This is a genomic window from Variovorax sp. OV329 (assembly GCF_900114785.1).
GTDB lineage: Bacteria > Pseudomonadota > Gammaproteobacteria > Burkholderiales > Burkholderiaceae_C > Variovorax.
In genome coordinates, this window is record NZ_FOUG01000002.1 from 157312 (window position 1) to 175514 (window position 18203).

The following is an 18203-nucleotide window of genomic DNA, read 5'->3' on the forward strand; positions in this document are numbered from 1 at the left end:
GCATGTTCCACGATGCCGCGCCGAGCGCGCTCAACCCGGTCTATCCAAGGCCGGCTGGTCCTGCCGCCAGGGATCGTCCCGGGCTGCAACAGGACCGAAAGACCGACACCGACATGTGCGGGGCGCGATCGGCGCCCCTGCAAACGCTGTTCATCTCCGGCCCCAACGGCGAATACCGGCTGGGCGATCCGATGCTGATCCACGACCTGGCGCTGCTTCTGGGGACGATCGAGGCGCCAGTCATCAGTCGTGATCGATCGATCGTGCATCTCGGGCGCTTCTCCCCATCGCCCTCGGTTCCCGAAGGACAGCATCGTCAGTTCGCGCCGCTGTTGCTGGTGGAGGCCATCATGTTCGTCGCGCAGCGATTCCGCGACGTCGGGAGCGTCCACTTCACCCTGGAGCCACCGGTCGAGATTCGCGATGGCGAATTTGCAGGAGCTCTGTCGCGGCTGGCGCTGCTGGAGCGAAGCGGCGCGACCGACCTGCAGATGACCCCGGGCCGGGATCCAGTCCTGCTCGGCAGCTTCGTGGTTCAGGGCGCGTGGAATTACAGCGGCTTCAACCTGGCTGCACTGGCTGCAGAGCTGTTCGAGCAACGCGCGCTCTACGCCCGGATGCGCGATGCCCCTGCCACCAGGCAGACGGATCCTGCAGGCCGTTGGCTGGGACGGCAGTGGACCCGGCTGAAGCCCTGAGGATGCACCCAGGCTTAGTGACCGGCTTCTGCGCGAGCGCGGCCCTGCGAACTGGCACGCAGGCTGCGCTTCAGGGCCAGTCGGCGGATGTCCGCCGCCAGCGCCTTCACCGCCGGACCCGGATTGCGCTCGCGCCGCCACAGCAGGCCCGGCGTGCGCAGCGGCGTGGGACTCTCCAGCGGCACCACGCAGATGTCGCTGCGCGCCGGTAGCGCATGCTCCGACACGATGGCCGCCAGCCGCGTGTGCGCCACCAGCGCGATCATGGGCGAGACCGCATCCATCTCCGCCGCCACCACCGGCTCGGCGCCGCAGCTGCGAAAGCATTCGTCCAGCATGGCGCGCGTGGCGAACTTGGCCGGCAGCATCACCATGCGCTGCTTGTGCAGTTCCACCATGCGCACGCGCTTGCGGCTGGCCAGCGGATGCTCGGCCGACACCACCAGCACCATTTCCTCGCTGTGCAGGGGCTCGAACCAGAGCCTGTCGGCGTCCGCCGGCTGGTAGGACACGCCGATGTCCAGCGTGCCCGCCAGCAGCCCCCCGGCAATGGCCTCGGCCGAGAGCTCGTGCACCGACACCTTCACGTTGGGGCGCCTGGCCATGAAGCGACCCAGGCACTCGGGCAAGAAGTCCATGTTGAAGGTGGGCGTCGCGCCGATGCGCACCTCGCCCGCCAGCGCGTCGGAGGCGCGGCTGAGCTCGCTCAGGCCCTGGTCCACCTCGCGCAGCGCCTTGGCCGCATAGCCCAGGAAGGTCTCGCCCGCCTCGGTGAGCAGCACCTTGCGCCCGATGCGGTCGAACAGTGGGTGGCCCAGCTCGTCCTCGAGCTGGCGGATCTGGTGCGACAGGGTGGACTGGGTGACGTGAACCCGCTCGGCGGCACGCGTGAAGTTGAGACATTCCGCGAGCGCGGCGAAGTAGCGCAGGTGGCGAAGTTCCATGGATTGCCGGCAGCGGCCAGGGTAAATGCAGGTCCGGGCTTGCCCGGTTTGCCGGGAAACTATCGTCCGTATCGATCGAATGTATCGAAGAACATCATTTTTGTCACAGCCCATCTTTGGATATGGTCGCTGCACAAAGACAGGAGACATGCCCCGATGACCGCACACGAACCCACTGTCCAGAGCCTCACGAAAGAGGTGCTCGCCACCCTTGAAGGCTGCAAGGACGAGCGCTTCAGGTTCCTCATGAGCGAGCTGATCCAGCACCTGCACGACTACGTGCGCAAGGTGGATCTCAAGCCCGAGGAATGGATGGCGGCCCTGCAGTTCCTCACTGCCACCGGCCAGACCTGCGACGACAAGCGCCAGGAGTTCATCCTGCTGTCGGACACGCTGGGCGTGTCGATGATGGTGGTGGCGCTGGCGCAGGCCCGCGCCTCGGCCAGCGAGCGCGCCGCCACGCCCGCCACCGAGGCGACCGTGCAAGGCCCGTACTACTGGGAAGGCGCACCCGATCGCGACCTGGGCGAGGACATCGCCGTCGGCGTGCCCGGCGAGCCGGCCTTCTACGCCGGCCGCGTCACCGACACCGAGGGCCGCCCCATCGCCAACGCGGTGCTGGACGTGTGGTCCGGCGACGGCGAAGGCGTGTACGACATGCAGATCGAAGGCCCGGCCCAGATGCGCGCGCGCGGGCGCCTGCGCACCGACGCGCAGGGCCGCTACTGGTTCTGGTCGATCCGCCCGAGCTACTACCCCATTCCGATGGACGGCCCGGTGGGCAGCATGATCGAGCGCATGGGCCGCGACTGCAACCGGCCCGGCCACATCCACATGATCGTCTCGGCCGAGGGCCACGTGCCGGTGACCACCCACCTCTTCGTGGCCGACAGCCCCTACCTGCAGACCGACGTGGTGTTCGGCGTGCGCGACAGCCTGATCGTGCCCTTCGAGCAGCGCCCCGCCGGCACCGCGGACGATGGCCGCGAGATGCCGCGTCCCTACTGGACTGCGCACTACGATTTCCGCCTGGCACCGTCCGCCGGCTGAGCGCAAGACCCATGAGCGAACCCACGACCCGCCCCGTCCTCCACACCATCGTCTGCAGCACGCGCCCCGGCCGCATCGGCAGTACCGTGGGCACATGGGCCAATGAGCAGGCAGGCGCGCACGGCGGCTTCGACGCGCAGCTGATCGAGCTGGCCGACTTCGCGCTGCCGGTGTTCGACGAGCCCGAGCATCCGCGCTTCGGCCGCTACCAGCACGAGCACACCAGACGCTGGAGCGCCAGCGTGGCCGGCGCCGATGCCTTCGTGTTCGTGATGCCCGAGTACAACTACGCGCCCACCCCGGCCTGGCTCAATGCCATGACCTACCTGGTGCGCGAGTGGCACTACAAGCCCGCCGCCTTCGTGAGCTACGGCGCCGTCTCGGGCGGCATGCGCAGCGTGCAGATGGCCAAGCAGATCCTCACCACCTTCAAGATGGTGCCGATGCTCGAGGGCGTGGTGCTGCCCTGGGTGGCGCAGAAGGTGGAGGCGGGACGCCTCAACGTGCCGGCCGACACCGACGCCGCGGCCGGCGCGATGCTCGACGAGCTGCTGCGCTGGGCCCAGGTACTGCCCGCCCTGCGGCGCTGATGCCGGGCGCAGCGCACGTGCGGCGTCTATAGACTCGTCGCATGCGCCGACTCGCCACGCCCCAGGACATCGAAGCCGTCCACGCCATCTACTCGCACGAGCAGGTACTGCCCTTCCTCACCTACGAGCGCATGCCGCTCGAAGACTTCCGCCCCATCTACCAGCAGCTGCTGGACAGCCGCTGCTTCTACATCTGGGACGCAGCTGGCGAGGTGGCCGGCTTCTACAAGTGCACGCGCCTGCCGGGCCGCGTGAGCCATGTCGGGCAGCTGGGCACGCTGGCGGTGGACCCGCGCCGCCACGGCCAGGGCGTGGCGCAGGCCATGATCGGCGATGCCATCGAACGCCTGAGGGCCGAGGGCATCCGCCGCGTCGAGCTCTACGCCGAGGCCGACAACGAGCGTGGCCTGCGCTTCTACAGGAAGCTCGGCTTCGTCGAGGAAGGCCGGCTGCGCGACTTCTACAAGCGCGCCGACCAGCAGCACTACGTCGACGAGCTGGTGATGGGCCTGCTGCTGCGCTGACGCAGGAAGCTAGCGGGCGGCCCGGCCCTTTTCGGCCGCGGGCGCCTGCGTCGACGAGCGCACCACCAGCTCCGGGCGCAGCACCACGGTGGAAGCCGAGAGCGAGCGGCCCTCGATCTCGTCGAACAGCATCTCGGCCGCGCGCCAGCCCAGTTCGCGGTGCGGCAGGCGGATGGTGGTGAGCGGGGGCTCCACCATGTCGACCAGCGGCATGTCGTTGTGGCCGGTGACCGAGATGTCCTGCGGCACGCGCAGCCCCACGCTTCGCAACTCGTCGTAGGCGCCCAGGGCCACCAGGTCGTTGCAGCACACCAGCGCCTGCGGCCGCTTGCCCGGTGCCGCCAGCAGCGCGCGCATGGCGGCGCGGCCGGCCTCGCGGCTGTAGCTGTCGCACTCGATCACGCAGGCCGGCGCCAGGCCGTGGTCGCGCAGGACCTGCTCGAAGCCTTGCCGGCGGCCCACGCCGGTGGGCACGCTCTGCGGCCCCGCCAGGTGCGCGATGCGGCGATGGCCCAGGGCCAGCAGGTGCTCCACCGCCAGCTTCATGGCCAGCCGGTCGTCGCTCACCACGGCTGCGAGCTGCCCGCTCTCGTCCGCGCGATTGACCAGCACCGTGTGCATGCCCACGCGCGAGAGGTAGGCAAGCAGCGGGTCGTCGCGCAGGGCGATGGCGTTGACCAGGCCGTCGACCTGCTGGGCCAGCATGCGCTCCACGATGGGCGGCGCCAGGACCGGGTCGGCCACGTTGGCGACGAAGACGAAGTAGCCGCGCGCCGCGGCACTTGCCTCGATGCCCTGCAGGATGGGCGGGAACACCGGATTGGTGATGTCGGGCACCAGCACGCCGATGGTGTGGGTGCGGCCGGTGCGCAGCGCCGAGGCGGCGCGATTGGGCCGGTAGCCCAGCCGCTGCGCCGCGGCCTCCACGACTTGCAGAACCTCTTCGCTGATCAACCCGCGCTTGGTCGGGCTGAGTGCGCGCGACACGGTCGAGACATGCACCCCTGCCGCCTCGGCCACTTCGCGGATGGTCACTGCCGGAAGCGGAGGGTTGGCCATTTAATGCAAACGATTGAACAAATCAAGGCACCGAGTATAGCCAGGCTTGCTTGAAGGATTCTCGACTTCCCTATTGCGCTGATGCCAAGTCTTGCTGCACGATCTATGCAAACGTTTGCAGGAACCACCCCATGAACATCGTCACCACCCCCGAATCGGTACTCGGCATCGCGCTGGATGCCATGTCGCGCACGCCCGACGAGCGCCTTCGCACCGTCATGAGCGCGCTCACGCGGCATCTGCACAAATTCGTGCGGGAGGTGAGCCTGAGCGAAGAGGAATTCGAGCGCGCACTGCAGTTCATCGTGCAGATCGGCCAGGCCACCAACGCCAGCAAGAACGAGGTGGTGCTGGCGGCCGACCTGCTGGGTGTCTCCACCCTGGTGGCGCTGCTGAACAACCAGGACCCGCAAGGCGAATCGCCGGCCGCGCTGCTCGGCCCCTTCTGGCGCGCCAACGCGCCGCATTGCGACACTGGCGAATCGATTGCACGCTCGGACACCGAAGGCGCTGCGCTGTCGGTGCGCGGCGTGGTGCGCGATGCGCAAGGCCGCCCGCTGGCCGGCGCCACGGTCGACGCCTGGCAGGCCTCGCCGGTCGGCCTGTACGAGAACCAGGACCCGCAGCAATGCGACATGAACCTGCGCGGGCGCTTCCAGACCGACAGCGAGGGCCGCTTCCACTTCCGCACCGTCCGGCCGGCCGGCTACCCGGTGCCCACGGACGGCCCCTGCGGCGAGCTGCTGCACGCGCAGCTGCGCCACCCGAACCGGCCGGCGCACATCCATTTCATGGTGAGCAAGCCGGGGCACAAGGTGCTGGTCACGCAGGTGTTCGCGGACGACGACCAGAACCTCGAAAGCGACCCGGTCTTCGGCGTCACGCGCCGGCTCATCGGACGCTTCCAGCCCGGTGCTGACGGCGCCGAGGCGACGCTGGAGCACGACTTCGTGCTGGAGGCCGGCGAGATGAAGTTCCCGCACGCGCCCATCCCCTGATGAATGCCTCACCTCCTCCTTCGATCCTGAGAAAGCAACGAGCAAACCCATGAGCTTCGACCCTGTTTCCCGGCTGGACGGCAAGGTGGCCGTCATCACCGGTGGCCTGGGCGCCATCGGCTACGCCAGTGCCCAGCGGCTGGCCGCCCTGGGGGCGAGCTGCGTGCTGCTGCACCGCGGCAGCGCCGCCGACGCCGCCGCGCGCGCCGACGCCCTTCCCTCGGCCCACGGCCAGCGCCACGCCGAGCTGGTGGCCGACATCGTGGACACGCCCAGCCTGCAGCGCGCGGCCACGCAGGTGGCGCAGCAGTACGGACGCTGTGACATCCTGGTCAACAGCGCCGGCCACACGCGGCCGGTGGCCGCCGCGGACCTCGACGGGCTGACCGACGCGCTCATCGACGAGCTCCTGCAGGCCAACTTCCGCGGCGTGTTCGCCACCATCCGCGCCTTCGTGCCCCTGCTCAAGCAAGGCGGCGACGGCCTGGTGGTCAACGTCTCCTCCATCGCGGGCTTCACCGGCACGGGCAGCAACCTGGCCTACGTGGCCGCCAAGGCCGGGCTGGACGTGGTGGGCGACGCGCTGGCCAAGGCGCTGGCACCGGCGGTGCGCGTGGTGTCGGTCTCGCCCGGCGCGGTGGAATCGGCCTTCGTGCCCGGCCGCGGCGAAGACTTCAAGGCAAAGATGGCGCAGACCACGCCACTGGGCCGCATCGGTCTGCCGCAGGACGTGGCGGCCACGGTCGAGGCACTGGCCACCACGCTGCGCTTCGTCACCGGCACGCGCATCGTGGTCGACGGCGGGAGGCACCTGTGAGCCAGCAGAACAAGACCCTCATCACCTGCGCCGTCACCGGCAACCTGGTGAAACCCGAGCAGACGCCGCACCTCCCGATCACGCCCGAGCAGATCGCCAACGAATGCCTGGCCGCGGCCGAAGCCGGCGCGGGCCAGGTGCACATCCACGTGCGCGACCCCGAGACCGGCCGGCCCTCGATGCAGGTGGAGCTTTACCGCGAAGTGGTGGAGCGCATCCGCCGCGAGAACCGCGCGCTGGTCATCAACCTCACCACCGGGCCGGGCGGGCGCTTCATCCCCAGCGACGACGACCCCAAGGTCTACGCGCCGGGCACCAGCCTGCTGCCGCCGGAAAAGCGGGTGGAGCACATCGCGCTGATCAAGCCTGACGTGTGCTCGCTGGACCTCAACACCATGAACTCCGGTCCGGACGTGGTGATGAACACGCCGAAGAACGTGCGGCGCATGGCCAAGATCATCCGCGAGGCCGGCGTGAAGCCGGAGCTGGAGATCTTCGACTCCGGCGACATCCACATGGCGCTGGACCTGATCGCCGACGGCACGCTGCAGGGGCCGGGCATGTGGACCCTGGTGCTGGGCGTGAAGTACGGCTTCATGCCCACGCCCGAGACGCTGCTGTACGCACGCAACATGCTGCCGCCCGGCGCCTTCTGGAGCGCGTTCGGCATCGGGCGCATGGAGTTCCCGATCGTGGCGCAGGCCTGGCTCATGGGCGGGCATGTGCGCGTGGGCATGGAAGACAACATCTACCTGGACAAGGGCGTGCTGGCCACCAGCAACGCGCAGCTCGTGGCCAAGGCGCGCGACATCATCCGCAGCCTGGGCGGCGAAGTGGCCAGCGCGACCGAGGCCCGGCAGATGCTCGGCCTGCCGGGAGGGCATTGACATGAACGCACGGCCCGAACTCCAGGCCACGAATGCGCGCGCGCTGCGCGTGCAGTCGGCCGCCGCGAACCTCGATGCACTGAAGCTCGAACTGGCGCCGCAGGCCGAGCCCGCGGCAGGGCCCGGCTTCGCCGTGGTACGCGTGGGCGCCGCCGCGGTCAACCCGAGCGACGTGAAGGCCAGCCTGGGCCTGATGCCGCAGGCCGTGTGGCCGCGCACGCCCGGCCGCGACTTCGCCGGCACGGTGGTGGACGGCCCAGGCGACTGGCTGGGCCGCGAGGTGTACGGCTCCGGCGGCGACATCGGCATCACCCGCGACGGCTCGCATGCGCGCTTTCTCGTGTTGCCGGTGGCGGCCCTGCGCGAGCGGCCACAACGCATCAGCATGGACGAGGCGGGCGCGGTAGGCGTGCCCTTCGTCACCGCCTACGAGGGCTTTCGCCGCAGCGGCATGCCCCGGCCCGGGCATACGGTGCTGGTGCTGGGCGCCAACGGCAAGGTGGGCCAGGCGGCAGTGCAGCTCGCGGCGCAGGCCGGTGCGCGCGTGATCGCCGTGCAACGCCGGCCCGGCCCCTTCGAGGGCTTTGCCAGCGCACCCGTGGACGCGGTGGACGCCGGCAACGGCCAGGTCGCCGAGCAGGTGCGCGAACTGACGGGCGGGCGCGGCGCCGACCTCGTCTACAACACCGTGGGCAGCGCCTACTTCGAGGCGGGCAACAAGTCGATGGCCAAGGGCGGAACGCAGATCTTCATCGCCACGCACGACCGGGCGGTGCCATTCGACATCTTCGCCTTCTACCGCGGCATGCACACCTACGTGGGCATCGATTCGCTGGCACTGGACTGCGTGGCCGCCACCGCCCAGCTCGACGCCATGCGGGAGGGCTTCGAGCGCGGCAGCCTCAAGCCCTTTCCCATCGCACGGGCCTTCGAGATGGACGAAGCCCCCGAGGCCTACCGGCTGGTGCTCTCGGGCAGCACCGACCGCGTGGTGCTGCGGCCGTGAACAACCTGGAGGAGACGACACCATGCACGTGACCCGGCTGCACGAGGCGCCCGCCTACGAGGCGCCCAACCATTTCGACATGCGCTGCCTGCGGCTGCAGGGCAAGGAAGCCGGACCTTCGGTGCAGATGTGGATGGGCATGAGCCAGATCCTGCCCGGCGGCCGCACCGGCCTGGACGAATCGCCCATGGAGAAGCTCTACCTCGTGCTGGAGGGACAGCTGCACGTGGTCGGCGAACTCGATGGCGTGCGCGTCGAACACGTGCTGAACCCCTACGACTCCTGCCGCTTCGCACCCGGCGAAAAGCGCCAGCTGGTCAACAGGAGCAACCGCCCGGTGCTGGTGGCGCTGGTGATGCCCACCACGCCGCCTGCGCCCTGACTCTTTCGATCCCGCCAACAGCAACGACACGACAACGAACGGAGACATGACATGCAGCGCTTTCATCGCCGCCAACTTCTGATCACCGCCATGCTGGCCGCCACCTGCGCCGGCGCACAGGCGCAGGGAGACTGGCCACGGGCCCAGCCCATCCGGCTCATCGTGCCCTTCACGGCCGGCAGCGGCACCGACGTGGTCGCGCGCCTGGTGGCCGAGCGCCTGGGGCCGGCACTGGGCACCACCGTGGTCGTGGAGAACAAGCCCGGCGCCGGCGGCACCCTGGGCGCGGCGCAGGTCGCCAAGGCGGCGCCGGACGGCTACACCTTGCTCGTCCATTCGGCGGGGCACCTGGTCAACCCGGCCATCTATTCCAACCTGAGCTATGACACGCTGAAGGACTTCGCCGGCGTCACGCCGCTGGCCAGCCTGCCCAACATGCTGGTGGTGCCGCCGGGCCGATTTGCCGACGTGAAGGACCTCGTCGCGCAGGCCAAGGCCAAGCCCGGCGGCTTCAACTACGGCTCGGCCGGCAACGGCTCGGCCACGCACATGAACGCGGAAGTGTTTCGCCTCGCGGCGGGCATCCAGGCACAGCACGTGCCTTTCCGGGGCACGCCCGAAGCCATGACGGAGGTGATGGGCGGACGCGTCGACTGGTTCTTCGCGCCCATGGTGTCGGCCGCGCCGCTGGTGAAGGACGGCAAGCTGAAGGCGCTGGCCGTGGGCACGGCCAGGCGCTCCGGTGCATTCCCCGAACTGCCCACCACGGTGGAGGCCGGCGTACCCGATTCGTCCTACCTGTTCTGGGTCGGCCTGTTTGCCCCGGCGAAGATGCCCAAGCCGGCCGTGGAACGCCTGAACGAGGAGATCAGGAAGATCATGGCGGCACCAGACCTCCGCGAGCGCCTCGACAAGCTGGGCGCCGAGCCCTTCACCATGGCGCCTGCGCAGTTCGACCAGTTCATCGCAGGAGAAACCGCCAAGGCCCAGCAGGTGGTGAAGGCCGCGGGCATCAAGGTGGATTGAACCGGCGCATCATGGCGGCCGGCGCCGTCACGCCTTCGTCATGGCCTGGTCACCCCTCGCCCCCACAGTCGCGCCGCGGCACAGCGCGTGGCGCTGCAGCTCATCGCGCTGCCCGGCCACTGGCGCCGACCGGACAGCCCCGGGCCATTGCTGCAACAATGGCCGCCCGATGCCTTCCCTCACCCGACTCCAGCTGGCTTTGCTCATCCCCCTGACCCTGGTCTGGGGCCTCAACTGGCCGGTGATGAAGCTGGGCATCGCCGACTACCCGCCGCTCACCTTCCGCGCCATGTCCATCTGGCTTGGCGTGCCGGTGCTGGGACTGGCGCTGGTGGCGATGAAGGTGCCCTTCAGGGTGGCGCGCAAGGACTGGCTGCAGCTGCTGTGGCTGGCGGCCACCAACATGTTCGTCTGGCACGCCTGCATCATCCTGGCGGTCAAGCATCTGTCCAGCGGTCGTGCGGCCATCCTGGGCTACAGCATGCCGATCTTCTCCGCGCTGCTGGGCGCCTTGATCTTCAAGACCGCGCTCAGCAAGCGCGGCTGGGTCGGCGTGAGCGCGGCGGCGCTGGGCGTGGCGCTGCTGCTGTGGCACGAGTTCAGCACCCTGGCGGGGCGACCGGGTTTCGTCGCGCTCGCACTGATGGCGGCCTGCACCTGGGCGCTGGGCACACAACTGCTTCGGCGCACCACGCTCACCGTGCCCACGCTCACGATCTCGTTCTGGATGACCACGCTCACCGCCGCCGTGATGTCGCTGCTGGCCCTGCTGCTCGAGCGCGACCAGTGGGCTGCGCCGGGCCCGGCCACCTGGGGCGCGATCCTCTACAACGCGGTGCTGATCTTCGGCTTCGCGCACGCCGCCTGGTTCTTCCTGGCGCGCGGCCTGCCGCCGGTGGCCTCCACGCTCAGCGTGATGCTGATCCCGGTGATCGGCGTGTTCAGTGGCGCCCTGTGGCTGGGCGAAGTGGTGCACTGGCAAGACTGGACGGCGGTGGTGCTGATGGTGGTGGCGATCGCCTCGGTGTTGTGGCCCTCGCGCACGCCGGCCGGCACGCAGGCTGCCCCTTCGGGCGCGGCGGGCTCCGGGCGCGCGTGATGGCCCCAGCGGTGATGGATGCATTGCCGCAGGTGGTCGACGCCGCCTCGGCGCGCGAGCTGATCGCCGCGCTCAGCGCGCATCTGCGCGCCCTCGGAATCGAGCCCGGCGAAGGCTTTCGCAAGCCACCGCCCGAGCCCACGGGCTGCTGCGGCCGCGGCTGCAACGGCTGCGTGTGGGAGGGCTACTACGCCGCGCTGCAATGGTGGCGCGAGGACGCCATCGACCTGCTGGCCGCAGCACTCAGCGTCAAGTAAAGACGATCAAGTTTCACGCAAGCGTCGCACGACGCACTGAGCATCCCAGGTGCCGCTGCTGTTGGACAAGTGATCGCGACGTTGCGCAGGCACTTAGAGGGCCTGCGCATTCCGGATCACTTGGCCGGCGAAGGCGCAGGCACCGGCGTCACCGTCTCCCGGATGACGCCGCCGCCCATCACGCTGCCGCTGCTGGAGCTGCTGCCGGCCCCGCGCATTCGGGCTTCGCAATCCGCCTTGTCGGCGCCGGCCAGGCTCTGGCACCGTGCCATCGCATTGGCTTCCTGGCTACTGGGCGCGGGCGACGTGAGGCCGCCACGCGCGGCCTCCTGCTTCGCGGCACCGGCCTCGCGCTGGCAGGCTGCCTTGTCCTGCTGGACGCCGTCGCACTGGACGACCGCGGGGGGTGGTGTGGTCTGAGCACTGGCCTGGAGCGCCGGCCAGGCCAGCGTCGCGGCCACGGCGGCTGCAGCCAAGAAGAATGCGGGACGACTTTGCATGGCGGGGCTCCTCGAATCGACGCCAGCATGCCCTGCCGTCCGTGCGTGCCGCGTCGGACGGCGGCTTGAATCCGGGTAGTGGCAAGGAAGCGGTCCGCCGCGCAAACGAACAAGCGGATGCTTCAGAACAGCGCGCGCACGTAGTTGATCGGCGAATGGTCCGAAAGCGCCCGCACCGGCACGGCGGCAAGGTTGGCGGAAACCAGGTTCTTCCAGGTGAATTCGGCTTGCCCCCTGGCCTGGTCCTTGAGCATGAAGTCCGGCTCGGCGTCGAGGTGGGTGGCGCCGTCCTTGTCGATGTAGAGCAGTTGGCCCGCGTGGCGGTAGGCCGCCAGCGCGGGCGGCAGGGTCGCGACCACATCGCAGCAGTCGACGATGCGCGTGATGGGAATGCCCTGCAGTGCGGCGACGAAATCGGCGTTGCCCACGCGCGGCGAGCCGATGGTCACCACCTGCGCCGACTCGACCACCAAGGCAAACAGCGTCGCCAGCGCCGCGCCCAGGCTGTGGCCGCACAGCAGCAGCGCGTCGCCGCCTTCACGGTGCCGTGCCAGCCAGTCCTGCACGGGCCCTTCCAGCGCCTGTGCCGCCACCAGGAAGCCGGTGTGGACCCGCACGCCCCTCCATGGGGCGGGCTGGGCCTGCAAGTCGGTCATGAAGTCGCGCAGGTCATGCGGTTCGGTGCCGCGAAAGGCAACGAGCACCTGCCCCCCCGTCTTCTTCCGGCTGCAGTAGACGTAGCCGCCTGTGCGCACGTCGAACATGCTGCTGGCCGGGCCGAATCCCACCCGGTCCAGCGCATCGTCGAGCCGCGCGCGATCCGCCAGGCTGGTTTCGGCCTGCACATAGGCGAGCCGGGCAGCCTCGCTGGCCAGCGCCTGCAGCGATGGCTGGGCGCCGGCCGCCAACACGGTTGCGCGCGCACCTGGACAAATGAGTGCCTCCAGCGAAGCGTCGTACTCGATGTTCATCCAGATGCCTCCTTGTACTTCGATGGTGACCAGGCCGCCGGAAAGCAACCTGGCCAGCGATTCTTCTGCCATTCCAGCGACCCCGGAAGGCCCCTCATCACCACTTCTGTGGACGCAGGCCACTGGCGGAAAGACCGAGGACGCGGTAAGCGCGCAGGGGACTGGGCCAGCCCTTCACCGCCAGCGTCAGGCGTTCCGATACCTCGAAGGCTTCCAGCCGCGCGGCGATGACCTGCTCGGCAACCAGGATGCCGTTGCGCCCGGCCAGCCCCGACAGGCGCGATGCCAGGCTGGGTGCGCTGCCTACCAGGTCGAAGCGGCCACGTTCCAGGTCACCGCTCTCCACGTAGGTCAGGCCGGCGTAGATGCCCGAGTGCAGCGCCGCACCAGAGGCATCCGGCGCGTCCGGCGAGATCGCCCGGACCGCCCCGTGCAGGGCCAGTGCGCAGCGGATGGCGTGGTAGCCGTCATCGCCAGGGTGGCCCGCATGCCCGAACACGGCGAGCATGCCGTCGCCCTGCATGCGGGCGATGGTGCCGCCGTGGCAGGCCACCGTGGCCCTGAACAGTTCGCGCAGTTCGCGCATCAACTGGACGTAGGGCTGCCAGTCCATCTCCGCAGCCAGCCCGACGGAGCTGCTGAGGTCGGAGAACAGGATGGTCAGCTGGCGCTGCAGGTCCGAGGGCGCCGGCGCCGGCGCGGCGCCCGCGTATTCGCCGAAGGCCGAGCCGGCAGGCGCGAAGAGCGCGAAGTCGCCCGGGTCCGTGCCGTTCAGCGACAAGGGTGGGGCCAGGACGCTGGCGAGCACATTCGAAGCGGACAGTGATTGCGACATGGCCGGCTCCTCAGTTCATCGACATCGCCATGCCCCCGGCGTGCGAGAACGGCGGCTCGCTCTGCGCGGCCGCGCTGGCGCGGGTCAGGCTGCCATCGACCGGCATCATGGCGGGAAGGCAGCCCACGGCCCGAACCAGTTCCGTGATGTTGCGTGCGCCGGTCTTGGTCCGCACGCACCGCAACTGGGTGCGTACCGTCGACAGCGCCACGTCGTGGCAACGCGCGATCTCCTTGGGCGACAACCCTTCCGATAGCCGCCGCACCACTTCCGCCTCGGCAGGCGAAAGACCGCAGGCGCGCGCGAAGAAATGGATGGACAGTTGCTCCGACGGATCGCGCATGCCAAAAGTGACCAGCACCGGCGTATCCGCCGCGACCGGCGCGCCGCGCGCTGGCCGCAGGCCGAGGATCAGGCGCTCGGCGCCGCCGGCGATCTGCACGAAGGACCACACGCCGTCTCGCGCCGAGCGCAGCGCCCGCAGGAACTCGTTGCGCGACCGATCGTCCTGCAGTACCAGCGCACCGGCATCGACGCGCAGGCCGGGAAAGCGCCTGCAGTGGTTGAGCGCTGCGCGGTTGATGAACAGCAGCTGCGTGCCGCGTCCGAACAGGGCCACGCCCACGCTCAGGTGGTCGAGCACCGCCTGCGCCAGATCGACGTCGAAGAGGATGCGCTCCTGTATCACCGCCGAGACACCTGCACCGGGGCCCGCTGGCTCCTGACTGATCGGCGTGGGCGCGACGCGCGCCGCGAGGTGAGTGCTGTTGCTGCTGGTCGTGCCGCGATCGACTGCAAGGCTGCCCTGGTCCATATCGCTCTCCTCCAGCGGGTTGATTCCCGGGTGTGAGCACTGTCGATCCGAAGCAGCTTTCAGGTCTTTGGGCATCCCCTTAAAGATGGACGGGCGGACCCTGAAATCAGTTGTAGACCAAAAGTCTGCATGGCAGGATGACTGCCCCGCGATGGGAAACGGATGGAGGATCGACATGGCCCAAGACGTCGCTCAACATTGCAATGCCTTCAGCCTCGCGCTGACGCTGGCAGACCCCACCAAAGTTTCTCAGTTGCGTGCCTTGCTTGCGCTGCAGCGGGATGCCATCAACGCCGGGCTGTCGACCATCAGGAGCTTGCACTACGCTCGCTTCCTGCCGCTGGAGGCCCTGGGGCAGATCCTGTTTGTCGCCGAGTACGACGGCCCCTCAGACACCTTCGTCGAGGAACTAGCACGCGCGCTGAAGGCCCCCCTGAACATGCTGCTGCACGAAGTGAAGGCCGGGCCGCCTCTGCCGATCGAGTTGCATCCCGAGGATTTCAAGGCGTATGTGGAGAAGGCAAGGGGCCTCGACACGTCGCCGTTCGGCGCCTACGAGGAAAAGACCGTACAGCAGGTGCTGGATACCGAACCGCCGCCTTGCGCCGGGGATGCAGGGCGCGCCGCGTCCCGGGTCGGAGACGAAGCAACCGCCTCGCGCATCGCCGGCCCCTTCAGCCTGCTCATGCGGCTGGAAGACCCGCACAAGCTGCCCGAGTTGCTGTCCCGCCTTGCAGACCCCTATACGAAAGGCCGGATCGACGCGGCGCTGCGATCGCTCGACTACGTCCACTACGCCCGCTTCCTTCCGCTTATCGACCGCGGCGCGCTGATGATCATTACCGAGTTCGACGGGATCATGCGCGACTACGTGATGGACTTCGCAGCAGCCCTGGACCGTGAGTTCTCGCTGATCCTGGCCTACATGAAGGGCCGTCCGATGCTGCCGGTGAGCGAGTACCCTGCTGAATTTTGGGACTATGTCAGCGCGAACCTGGTCGAGGATACGGGACTGTATTCAGCCTACCCGGGCAAGACAGTGCTCGACATCGTAGGTGCCGACAAGCCCAAGAACGCCCCTGATCAGCCCAGAGGGCCTGCGCCCGCCGTTGATCAAACTGACGTGCAAGGCAATGTGCTCAGGGGCTTTCGACCCAGCAAGGCTTTCCACTATTACCTGACATTCCCCGACGCTAGCAAGGGCCGTGCGTTCGTGAGCAAGTTCCCGGTCACCAGCGGACAGGGCAAGCCCTCGAACGACAGCGTCTGCTTCAACATCGGCTTCACGCATGCCGGCCTCGCCAATCTCGGTGTGCCGCAGCCCATCCTTGGCGCTTTTCCCGAGGCCTTTCGCGCGGGCCCGGCGGCACGCGCCGAGCGCACGGGGGACGCAGGCGATGACGCCCTTGGCAACTGGTCCGTTGGGGGCCCTACAAGCCCAGCCGTGCATGCCGTGGTGTCAGTCCTGTGCCGGCCGGGCGCCGACGACGCCGCTGCCCGCCAGCAGGTCGAAGCCTTGATCGTCGCGTACGGAGTGCAGCCGCAGCTCTGCGCAAGCGGGCAGGTCTATGCGATCAAGGCGGAAACGCTCGCCGGAGCGGCTGACACCATTCATTTCGGGTATCGCGATGGCATCTCGCAGCCTCGGATCGAAGGCATCACCGACCTCACAGGACGCGACCAGAAAGCGAACGCCGTGGCGGGCGACTTCCTGTTGGGACATGATTACCTGAACTCCCGCGGCGGCCGCTACATCGGCAAGCTGTTCGAGCCCCTGGCCAGGAACGGAACCTACGCCGCCTTCAGGATCATCGAGCAGAAGGTTGCCGAGTTCGAGCACTGGCTCGAAGTCACTGCACAGGCCTCGGGCCTGACGACCGAAGTGCTTGCGGCCAAGCTCATGGGCCGATTCAGGGATGGGACGCCCATCGCCAAGTACGACACGCCGGCGAGCGACCCGACCGACGATTTCGACTATGCGGGCCCGGATGAGAAATCGACGGCCGGCGACCCCAATGGTCTTCGTTGCCCCATCGGGGCTCACATTCGGCGCTTCAATCCGCGCAGCGGCCTTGTGCTGGGTCTGCCCTGGGGCAGGCACCTCATTCGGCGCGGCCTTCCCTTCGGCCCGCGCTATGTCGGCAAAGACGAGGGCAGCGTCCAGCGCGGACTGGTCGGCATGTTCATATGCGGTGACCTCGAAGCGCAGTTCGAATTCCTTCTGAACGTGTGGGGCCGTAGGGACTTGTCTGCCTATGGCCTTCGCGGCACACAAGATCCATTCACGGCCCACGCGCCGACTCGCTTCCACCTCATGGACGGGGACAAGGGCTGCCGCTCAATCCCCGTCGATCGCCTGACGCGAACGCTGGGCAGCCTCTACCTGTTCATGCCCGGCATTAAGGGCCTCGCCTGGATCGGCTCGGGCATTTGGCTTCAAGGCGAGAACGCGGCGCTGGCCCAGCGCATGATGGCAGTGGCCACTCGTGCGCAGGAGCGAGGGCTCGATCCCACCTCGCCCGCGTTCCGCAACGACCCCTACCCGTCCTACGCCAATCGAAGGAAAGGCAGTCCGGTCGAGAAGATGGGTTTCGAACAGAACAGCTACTGGGTGTTCAGCCACGACCTTGTGACCAAGGTTTGCGACCCCGCAAACCAGAACGTCTTCCTCAAGCCTGGAAGAAACCGCCTCCACACACCCAGGCCCTTCGGCATCTCGGCGGAGACCGACGACGGCCTGTTCTTCATGGATCCGCCGCGCCACACTGTCGTCCGCCCTGCGATGGACGAAGTGTTCGCGACGGCTATCGGACCCGTGCTAAAGAGCGTGCAGGCCCAGGCCGATGCCTTGGTCGACAGCGTCGCGGGCCTGCCGAGACTCGAGATCGTGAAAGGCTATGCCGGCCGGATTGCCCCTTGGGCGTTCATGGAGGCCATGGGAATCCCGCCTGGCCCCGAAGGCGCTCCGCCCGACATGGAGCGATTCATGGTCGAAGCGTGGACAAGAGCCATGCTCAGCGGGCGCAGCCCCAGCCTGCCGGCCGAACTGCGCGTTGCGGGTGGTACCTCGGGCTTGGCATTGCACTCCTACCTGGCCGCACTGGCTCGAGAACAGGTGGGAACGGACAACACCTGCCCCATGGCATCGACCCATCTCATGTCCGGCCTGCGCAAGCTCTCGTGCTCGGAGATCGCGCCGCCGCTCAATGCCGACGAAGTCGTGAACACCGCATCGCACTTCGCGTTGGGCGGCTATCTCTCGACCGAATTCCTCATCATCACCGGCATCTACAACCTGCTGAAGCATGACCAATGGACGCGCTTGCATGACGAGCCCGCGTTGATCGGCAAGGCCGTATGGGAGATGTTGCGCTATGACGCTCCTTTCCAGATGGCAGATCGCTGGGTCGAGGCTGAGACGGAACTGGGAGGCGTCACGATCCCTCCGCGCAGCAAGGTGACGGTGGTCTACGGATCGGCCAACCGTGACCCCGCAATCTTCACCGACCCCGATCGATTCGACATCACGCGCGACTTCGACGCCAAGGCGATCTACGGATTCGGCCACGGTATCCATCGATGCATCGGCGAGCGCCTGGCACTGGTTGTCGCCAGTGCCGCAATCGGCGCGCTGGTTCGAAAATTCCCCAACGCCAGGTTGTCCTCCAAGGACCAGGGTGAATGGCTGCCCGACCCCTACTTCCGCTCGCTGACGAAACTCACCATCGACCTGACCTGACACTCCA

The 18203-nt window shown here is 68.3% G+C and carries 19 protein-coding genes; 13 read left to right on the forward strand and 6 right to left on the reverse strand.

Annotated features, from left to right (window positions below; translation table 11 throughout):
- Positions 1-2: 2 nt before the first annotated feature.
- Positions 3-698: a hypothetical protein gene (locus BM345_RS03495; RefSeq protein ID WP_093375599.1), complete on the forward strand. Its 696-nt coding sequence runs from the start codon at positions 3-5 to the stop codon at positions 696-698.
- Positions 699-712: 14 nt separating this feature from the next.
- On the opposite strand, the gene BM345_RS03500 is transcribed toward BM345_RS03495, so the two are convergent.
- Positions 713-1642 (reverse strand): LysR substrate-binding domain-containing protein, encoded by a 930-nt coding sequence (locus tag BM345_RS03500; protein ID WP_093375601.1) that lies wholly within the window; start codon positions 1640-1642, stop codon positions 713-715.
- A 156-nt stretch (positions 1643-1798) separates the two neighbouring features.
- Between BM345_RS03500 and BM345_RS03505 the strand changes: the two genes are divergently transcribed.
- From BM345_RS03505 to BM345_RS03515, 3 genes are read left to right on the forward strand one after another with little or no spacing between them, the layout of a single operon-like run.
- Positions 1799-2692: a dioxygenase family protein gene (locus BM345_RS03505; RefSeq protein ID WP_093375603.1), complete on the forward strand. Its 894-nt coding sequence runs from the start codon at positions 1799-1801 to the stop codon at positions 2690-2692.
- 11 nt (positions 2693-2703) lie between these two features.
- Complete coding sequence (locus BM345_RS03510; protein ID WP_093375605.1) at positions 2704-3282, forward strand: NADPH-dependent FMN reductase; 579 nt, start codon at positions 2704-2706, stop codon at positions 3280-3282.
- Positions 3283-3323: 41 nt separating this feature from the next.
- Positions 3324-3806 carry a GNAT family N-acetyltransferase gene (locus tag BM345_RS03515; RefSeq protein ID WP_093375607.1) on the forward strand — a complete coding sequence of 161 codons (483 nt, stop codon included), beginning with the start codon at positions 3324-3326 and terminating at the stop codon, positions 3804-3806.
- 9 nt (positions 3807-3815) lie between these two features.
- Here BM345_RS03515 and BM345_RS03520 read toward each other — a convergent pair whose 3' ends face one another.
- On the reverse strand, positions 3816-4865 hold the full coding sequence (locus BM345_RS03520) for a LacI family DNA-binding transcriptional regulator (RefSeq protein ID WP_093375609.1): 1050 nt from the start codon (positions 4863-4865) through the stop codon (positions 3816-3818).
- Positions 4866-4996: 131 nt separating this feature from the next.
- Between BM345_RS03520 and BM345_RS03525 the strand changes: the two genes are divergently transcribed.
- From BM345_RS03525 to BM345_RS03560, 8 genes are all read left to right on the forward strand, one after another.
- The gene (locus BM345_RS03525) at positions 4997-5863 is read left to right on the forward strand and encodes a dioxygenase family protein (RefSeq protein ID WP_093375611.1); all 867 of its coding nucleotides are present in this window, start codon (positions 4997-4999) and stop codon (positions 5861-5863) included.
- Positions 5864-5912: 49 nt separating this feature from the next.
- Positions 5913-6680, forward strand: a complete 768-nt coding sequence (locus tag BM345_RS03530) for an SDR family NAD(P)-dependent oxidoreductase (protein WP_093375613.1) — start codon at positions 5913-5915, stop codon at positions 6678-6680.
- A complete protein-coding gene (locus BM345_RS03535; protein WP_093375615.1) occupies positions 6677-7567 on the forward strand; it encodes a beta-keto acid cleavage family enzyme in 891 nt (296 codons plus the stop codon). Before BM345_RS03530 ends, BM345_RS03535 begins: the two co-directional genes overlap by 4 nt.
- Before the next feature lies 1 nt (position 7568).
- On the forward strand, positions 7569-8573 hold the full coding sequence (locus BM345_RS03540) for a quinone oxidoreductase family protein (protein ID WP_093375617.1): 1005 nt from the start codon (positions 7569-7571) through the stop codon (positions 8571-8573).
- A 22-nt stretch (positions 8574-8595) separates the two neighbouring features.
- Entirely contained in the window at positions 8596-8955 is a 360-nt protein-coding gene (locus tag BM345_RS03545; protein WP_093375619.1) for a cupin domain-containing protein, read from the forward strand.
- A 51-nt stretch (positions 8956-9006) separates the two neighbouring features.
- On the forward strand, positions 9007-9981 hold the full coding sequence (locus BM345_RS03550) for a Bug family tripartite tricarboxylate transporter substrate binding protein (protein WP_093375621.1): 975 nt from the start codon (positions 9007-9009) through the stop codon (positions 9979-9981).
- 169 nt (positions 9982-10150) lie between these two features.
- Positions 10151-11080, forward strand: a complete 930-nt coding sequence (locus BM345_RS03555) for a DMT family transporter (RefSeq protein ID WP_093375623.1) — start codon at positions 10151-10153, stop codon at positions 11078-11080.
- Positions 11080-11337: an oxidoreductase-like domain-containing protein gene (locus BM345_RS03560; protein WP_093375625.1), complete on the forward strand. Its 258-nt coding sequence runs from the start codon at positions 11080-11082 to the stop codon at positions 11335-11337. The genes BM345_RS03555 and BM345_RS03560 overlap by 1 nt, the downstream gene beginning before the upstream one ends.
- A gap of 116 nt (positions 11338-11453) precedes the next feature.
- On the opposite strand, the gene BM345_RS03565 is transcribed toward BM345_RS03560, so the two are convergent.
- The 4 genes from BM345_RS03565 to BM345_RS03580 form a co-directional block, all read right to left on the reverse strand.
- The gene (locus tag BM345_RS03565; RefSeq protein WP_254789499.1) at positions 11454-11837 is read right to left on the reverse strand and encodes a hypothetical protein; all 384 of its coding nucleotides are present in this window, start codon (positions 11835-11837) and stop codon (positions 11454-11456) included.
- Between the two features lie 122 nt (positions 11838-11959).
- Positions 11960-12880, reverse strand: coding sequence for a lipase family protein (locus tag BM345_RS03570; protein WP_093375627.1), 921 nt, complete (start codon positions 12878-12880; stop codon positions 11960-11962).
- 25 nt (positions 12881-12905) lie between these two features.
- Positions 12906-13643 (reverse strand): adenylate/guanylate cyclase domain-containing protein, encoded by a 738-nt coding sequence (locus BM345_RS03575; protein ID WP_093375629.1) that lies wholly within the window; start codon positions 13641-13643, stop codon positions 12906-12908.
- A 10-nt stretch (positions 13644-13653) separates the two neighbouring features.
- The gene (locus BM345_RS03580) at positions 13654-14457 is read right to left on the reverse strand and encodes a helix-turn-helix transcriptional regulator (protein WP_175544894.1); all 804 of its coding nucleotides are present in this window, start codon (positions 14455-14457) and stop codon (positions 13654-13656) included.
- 175 nt (positions 14458-14632) lie between these two features.
- Here BM345_RS03580 and BM345_RS03585 point away from each other — a divergent pair, with 175 nt between their 5' ends.
- The gene (locus BM345_RS03585) at positions 14633-18196 is read left to right on the forward strand and encodes a cytochrome P450 (protein ID WP_175544895.1); all 3564 of its coding nucleotides are present in this window, start codon (positions 14633-14635) and stop codon (positions 18194-18196) included.
- Positions 18197-18203: the final 7 nt, after the last annotated feature.

Excerpts from the sequence above, each read along its gene's own strand:
- BM345_RS03510 (WP_093375605.1), top strand. The coding sequence starts at position 2,704 with ATGAGCGAACCCACGACCCGCCCCGTCCTCCACACCATCGTCTGCAGC.
- BM345_RS03530 (WP_093375613.1), top strand. The coding sequence starts at position 5,913 with ATGAGCTTCGACCCTGTTTCCCGGCTGGACGGCAAGGTGGCCGTCATC.
- BM345_RS03495 (WP_093375599.1), top strand. The coding sequence starts at position 3 with ATGTTCCACGATGCCGCGCCGAGCGCGCTCAACCCGGTCTATCCAAGG.
- BM345_RS03550 (WP_093375621.1), top strand. The coding sequence starts at position 9,007 with ATGCAGCGCTTTCATCGCCGCCAACTTCTGATCACCGCCATGCTGGCC.
- BM345_RS03565 (WP_254789499.1), bottom strand. The coding sequence starts at position 11,837 with ATGCAAAGTCGTCCCGCATTCTTCTTGGCTGCAGCCGCCGTGGCCGCG.
- BM345_RS03505 (WP_093375603.1), top strand. The coding sequence starts at position 1,799 with ATGACCGCACACGAACCCACTGTCCAGAGCCTCACGAAAGAGGTGCTC.
- BM345_RS03570 (WP_093375627.1), bottom strand. The coding sequence starts at position 12,880 with ATGGCAGAAGAATCGCTGGCCAGGTTGCTTTCCGGCGGCCTGGTCACC.
- BM345_RS03500 (WP_093375601.1), bottom strand. The coding sequence starts at position 1,642 with ATGGAACTTCGCCACCTGCGCTACTTCGCCGCGCTCGCGGAATGTCTC.
- BM345_RS03515 (WP_093375607.1), top strand. The coding sequence starts at position 3,324 with ATGCGCCGACTCGCCACGCCCCAGGACATCGAAGCCGTCCACGCCATC.
- BM345_RS03575 (WP_093375629.1), bottom strand. The coding sequence starts at position 13,643 with ATGTCGCAATCACTGTCCGCTTCGAATGTGCTCGCCAGCGTCCTGGCC.
- BM345_RS03540 (WP_093375617.1), top strand. The coding sequence starts at position 7,569 with ATGAACGCACGGCCCGAACTCCAGGCCACGAATGCGCGCGCGCTGCGC.
- BM345_RS03520 (WP_093375609.1), bottom strand. The coding sequence starts at position 4,865 with ATGGCCAACCCTCCGCTTCCGGCAGTGACCATCCGCGAAGTGGCCGAG.
- BM345_RS03580 (WP_175544894.1), bottom strand. The coding sequence starts at position 14,457 with ATGGACCAGGGCAGCCTTGCAGTCGATCGCGGCACGACCAGCAGCAAC.
- BM345_RS03555 (WP_093375623.1), top strand. The coding sequence starts at position 10,151 with ATGCCTTCCCTCACCCGACTCCAGCTGGCTTTGCTCATCCCCCTGACC.
- BM345_RS03545 (WP_093375619.1), top strand. The coding sequence starts at position 8,596 with ATGCACGTGACCCGGCTGCACGAGGCGCCCGCCTACGAGGCGCCCAAC.
- BM345_RS03560 (WP_093375625.1), top strand. The coding sequence starts at position 11,080 with ATGGCCCCAGCGGTGATGGATGCATTGCCGCAGGTGGTCGACGCCGCC.
- BM345_RS03585 (WP_175544895.1), top strand. The coding sequence starts at position 14,633 with ATGGCCCAAGACGTCGCTCAACATTGCAATGCCTTCAGCCTCGCGCTG.
- BM345_RS03525 (WP_093375611.1), top strand. The coding sequence starts at position 4,997 with ATGAACATCGTCACCACCCCCGAATCGGTACTCGGCATCGCGCTGGAT.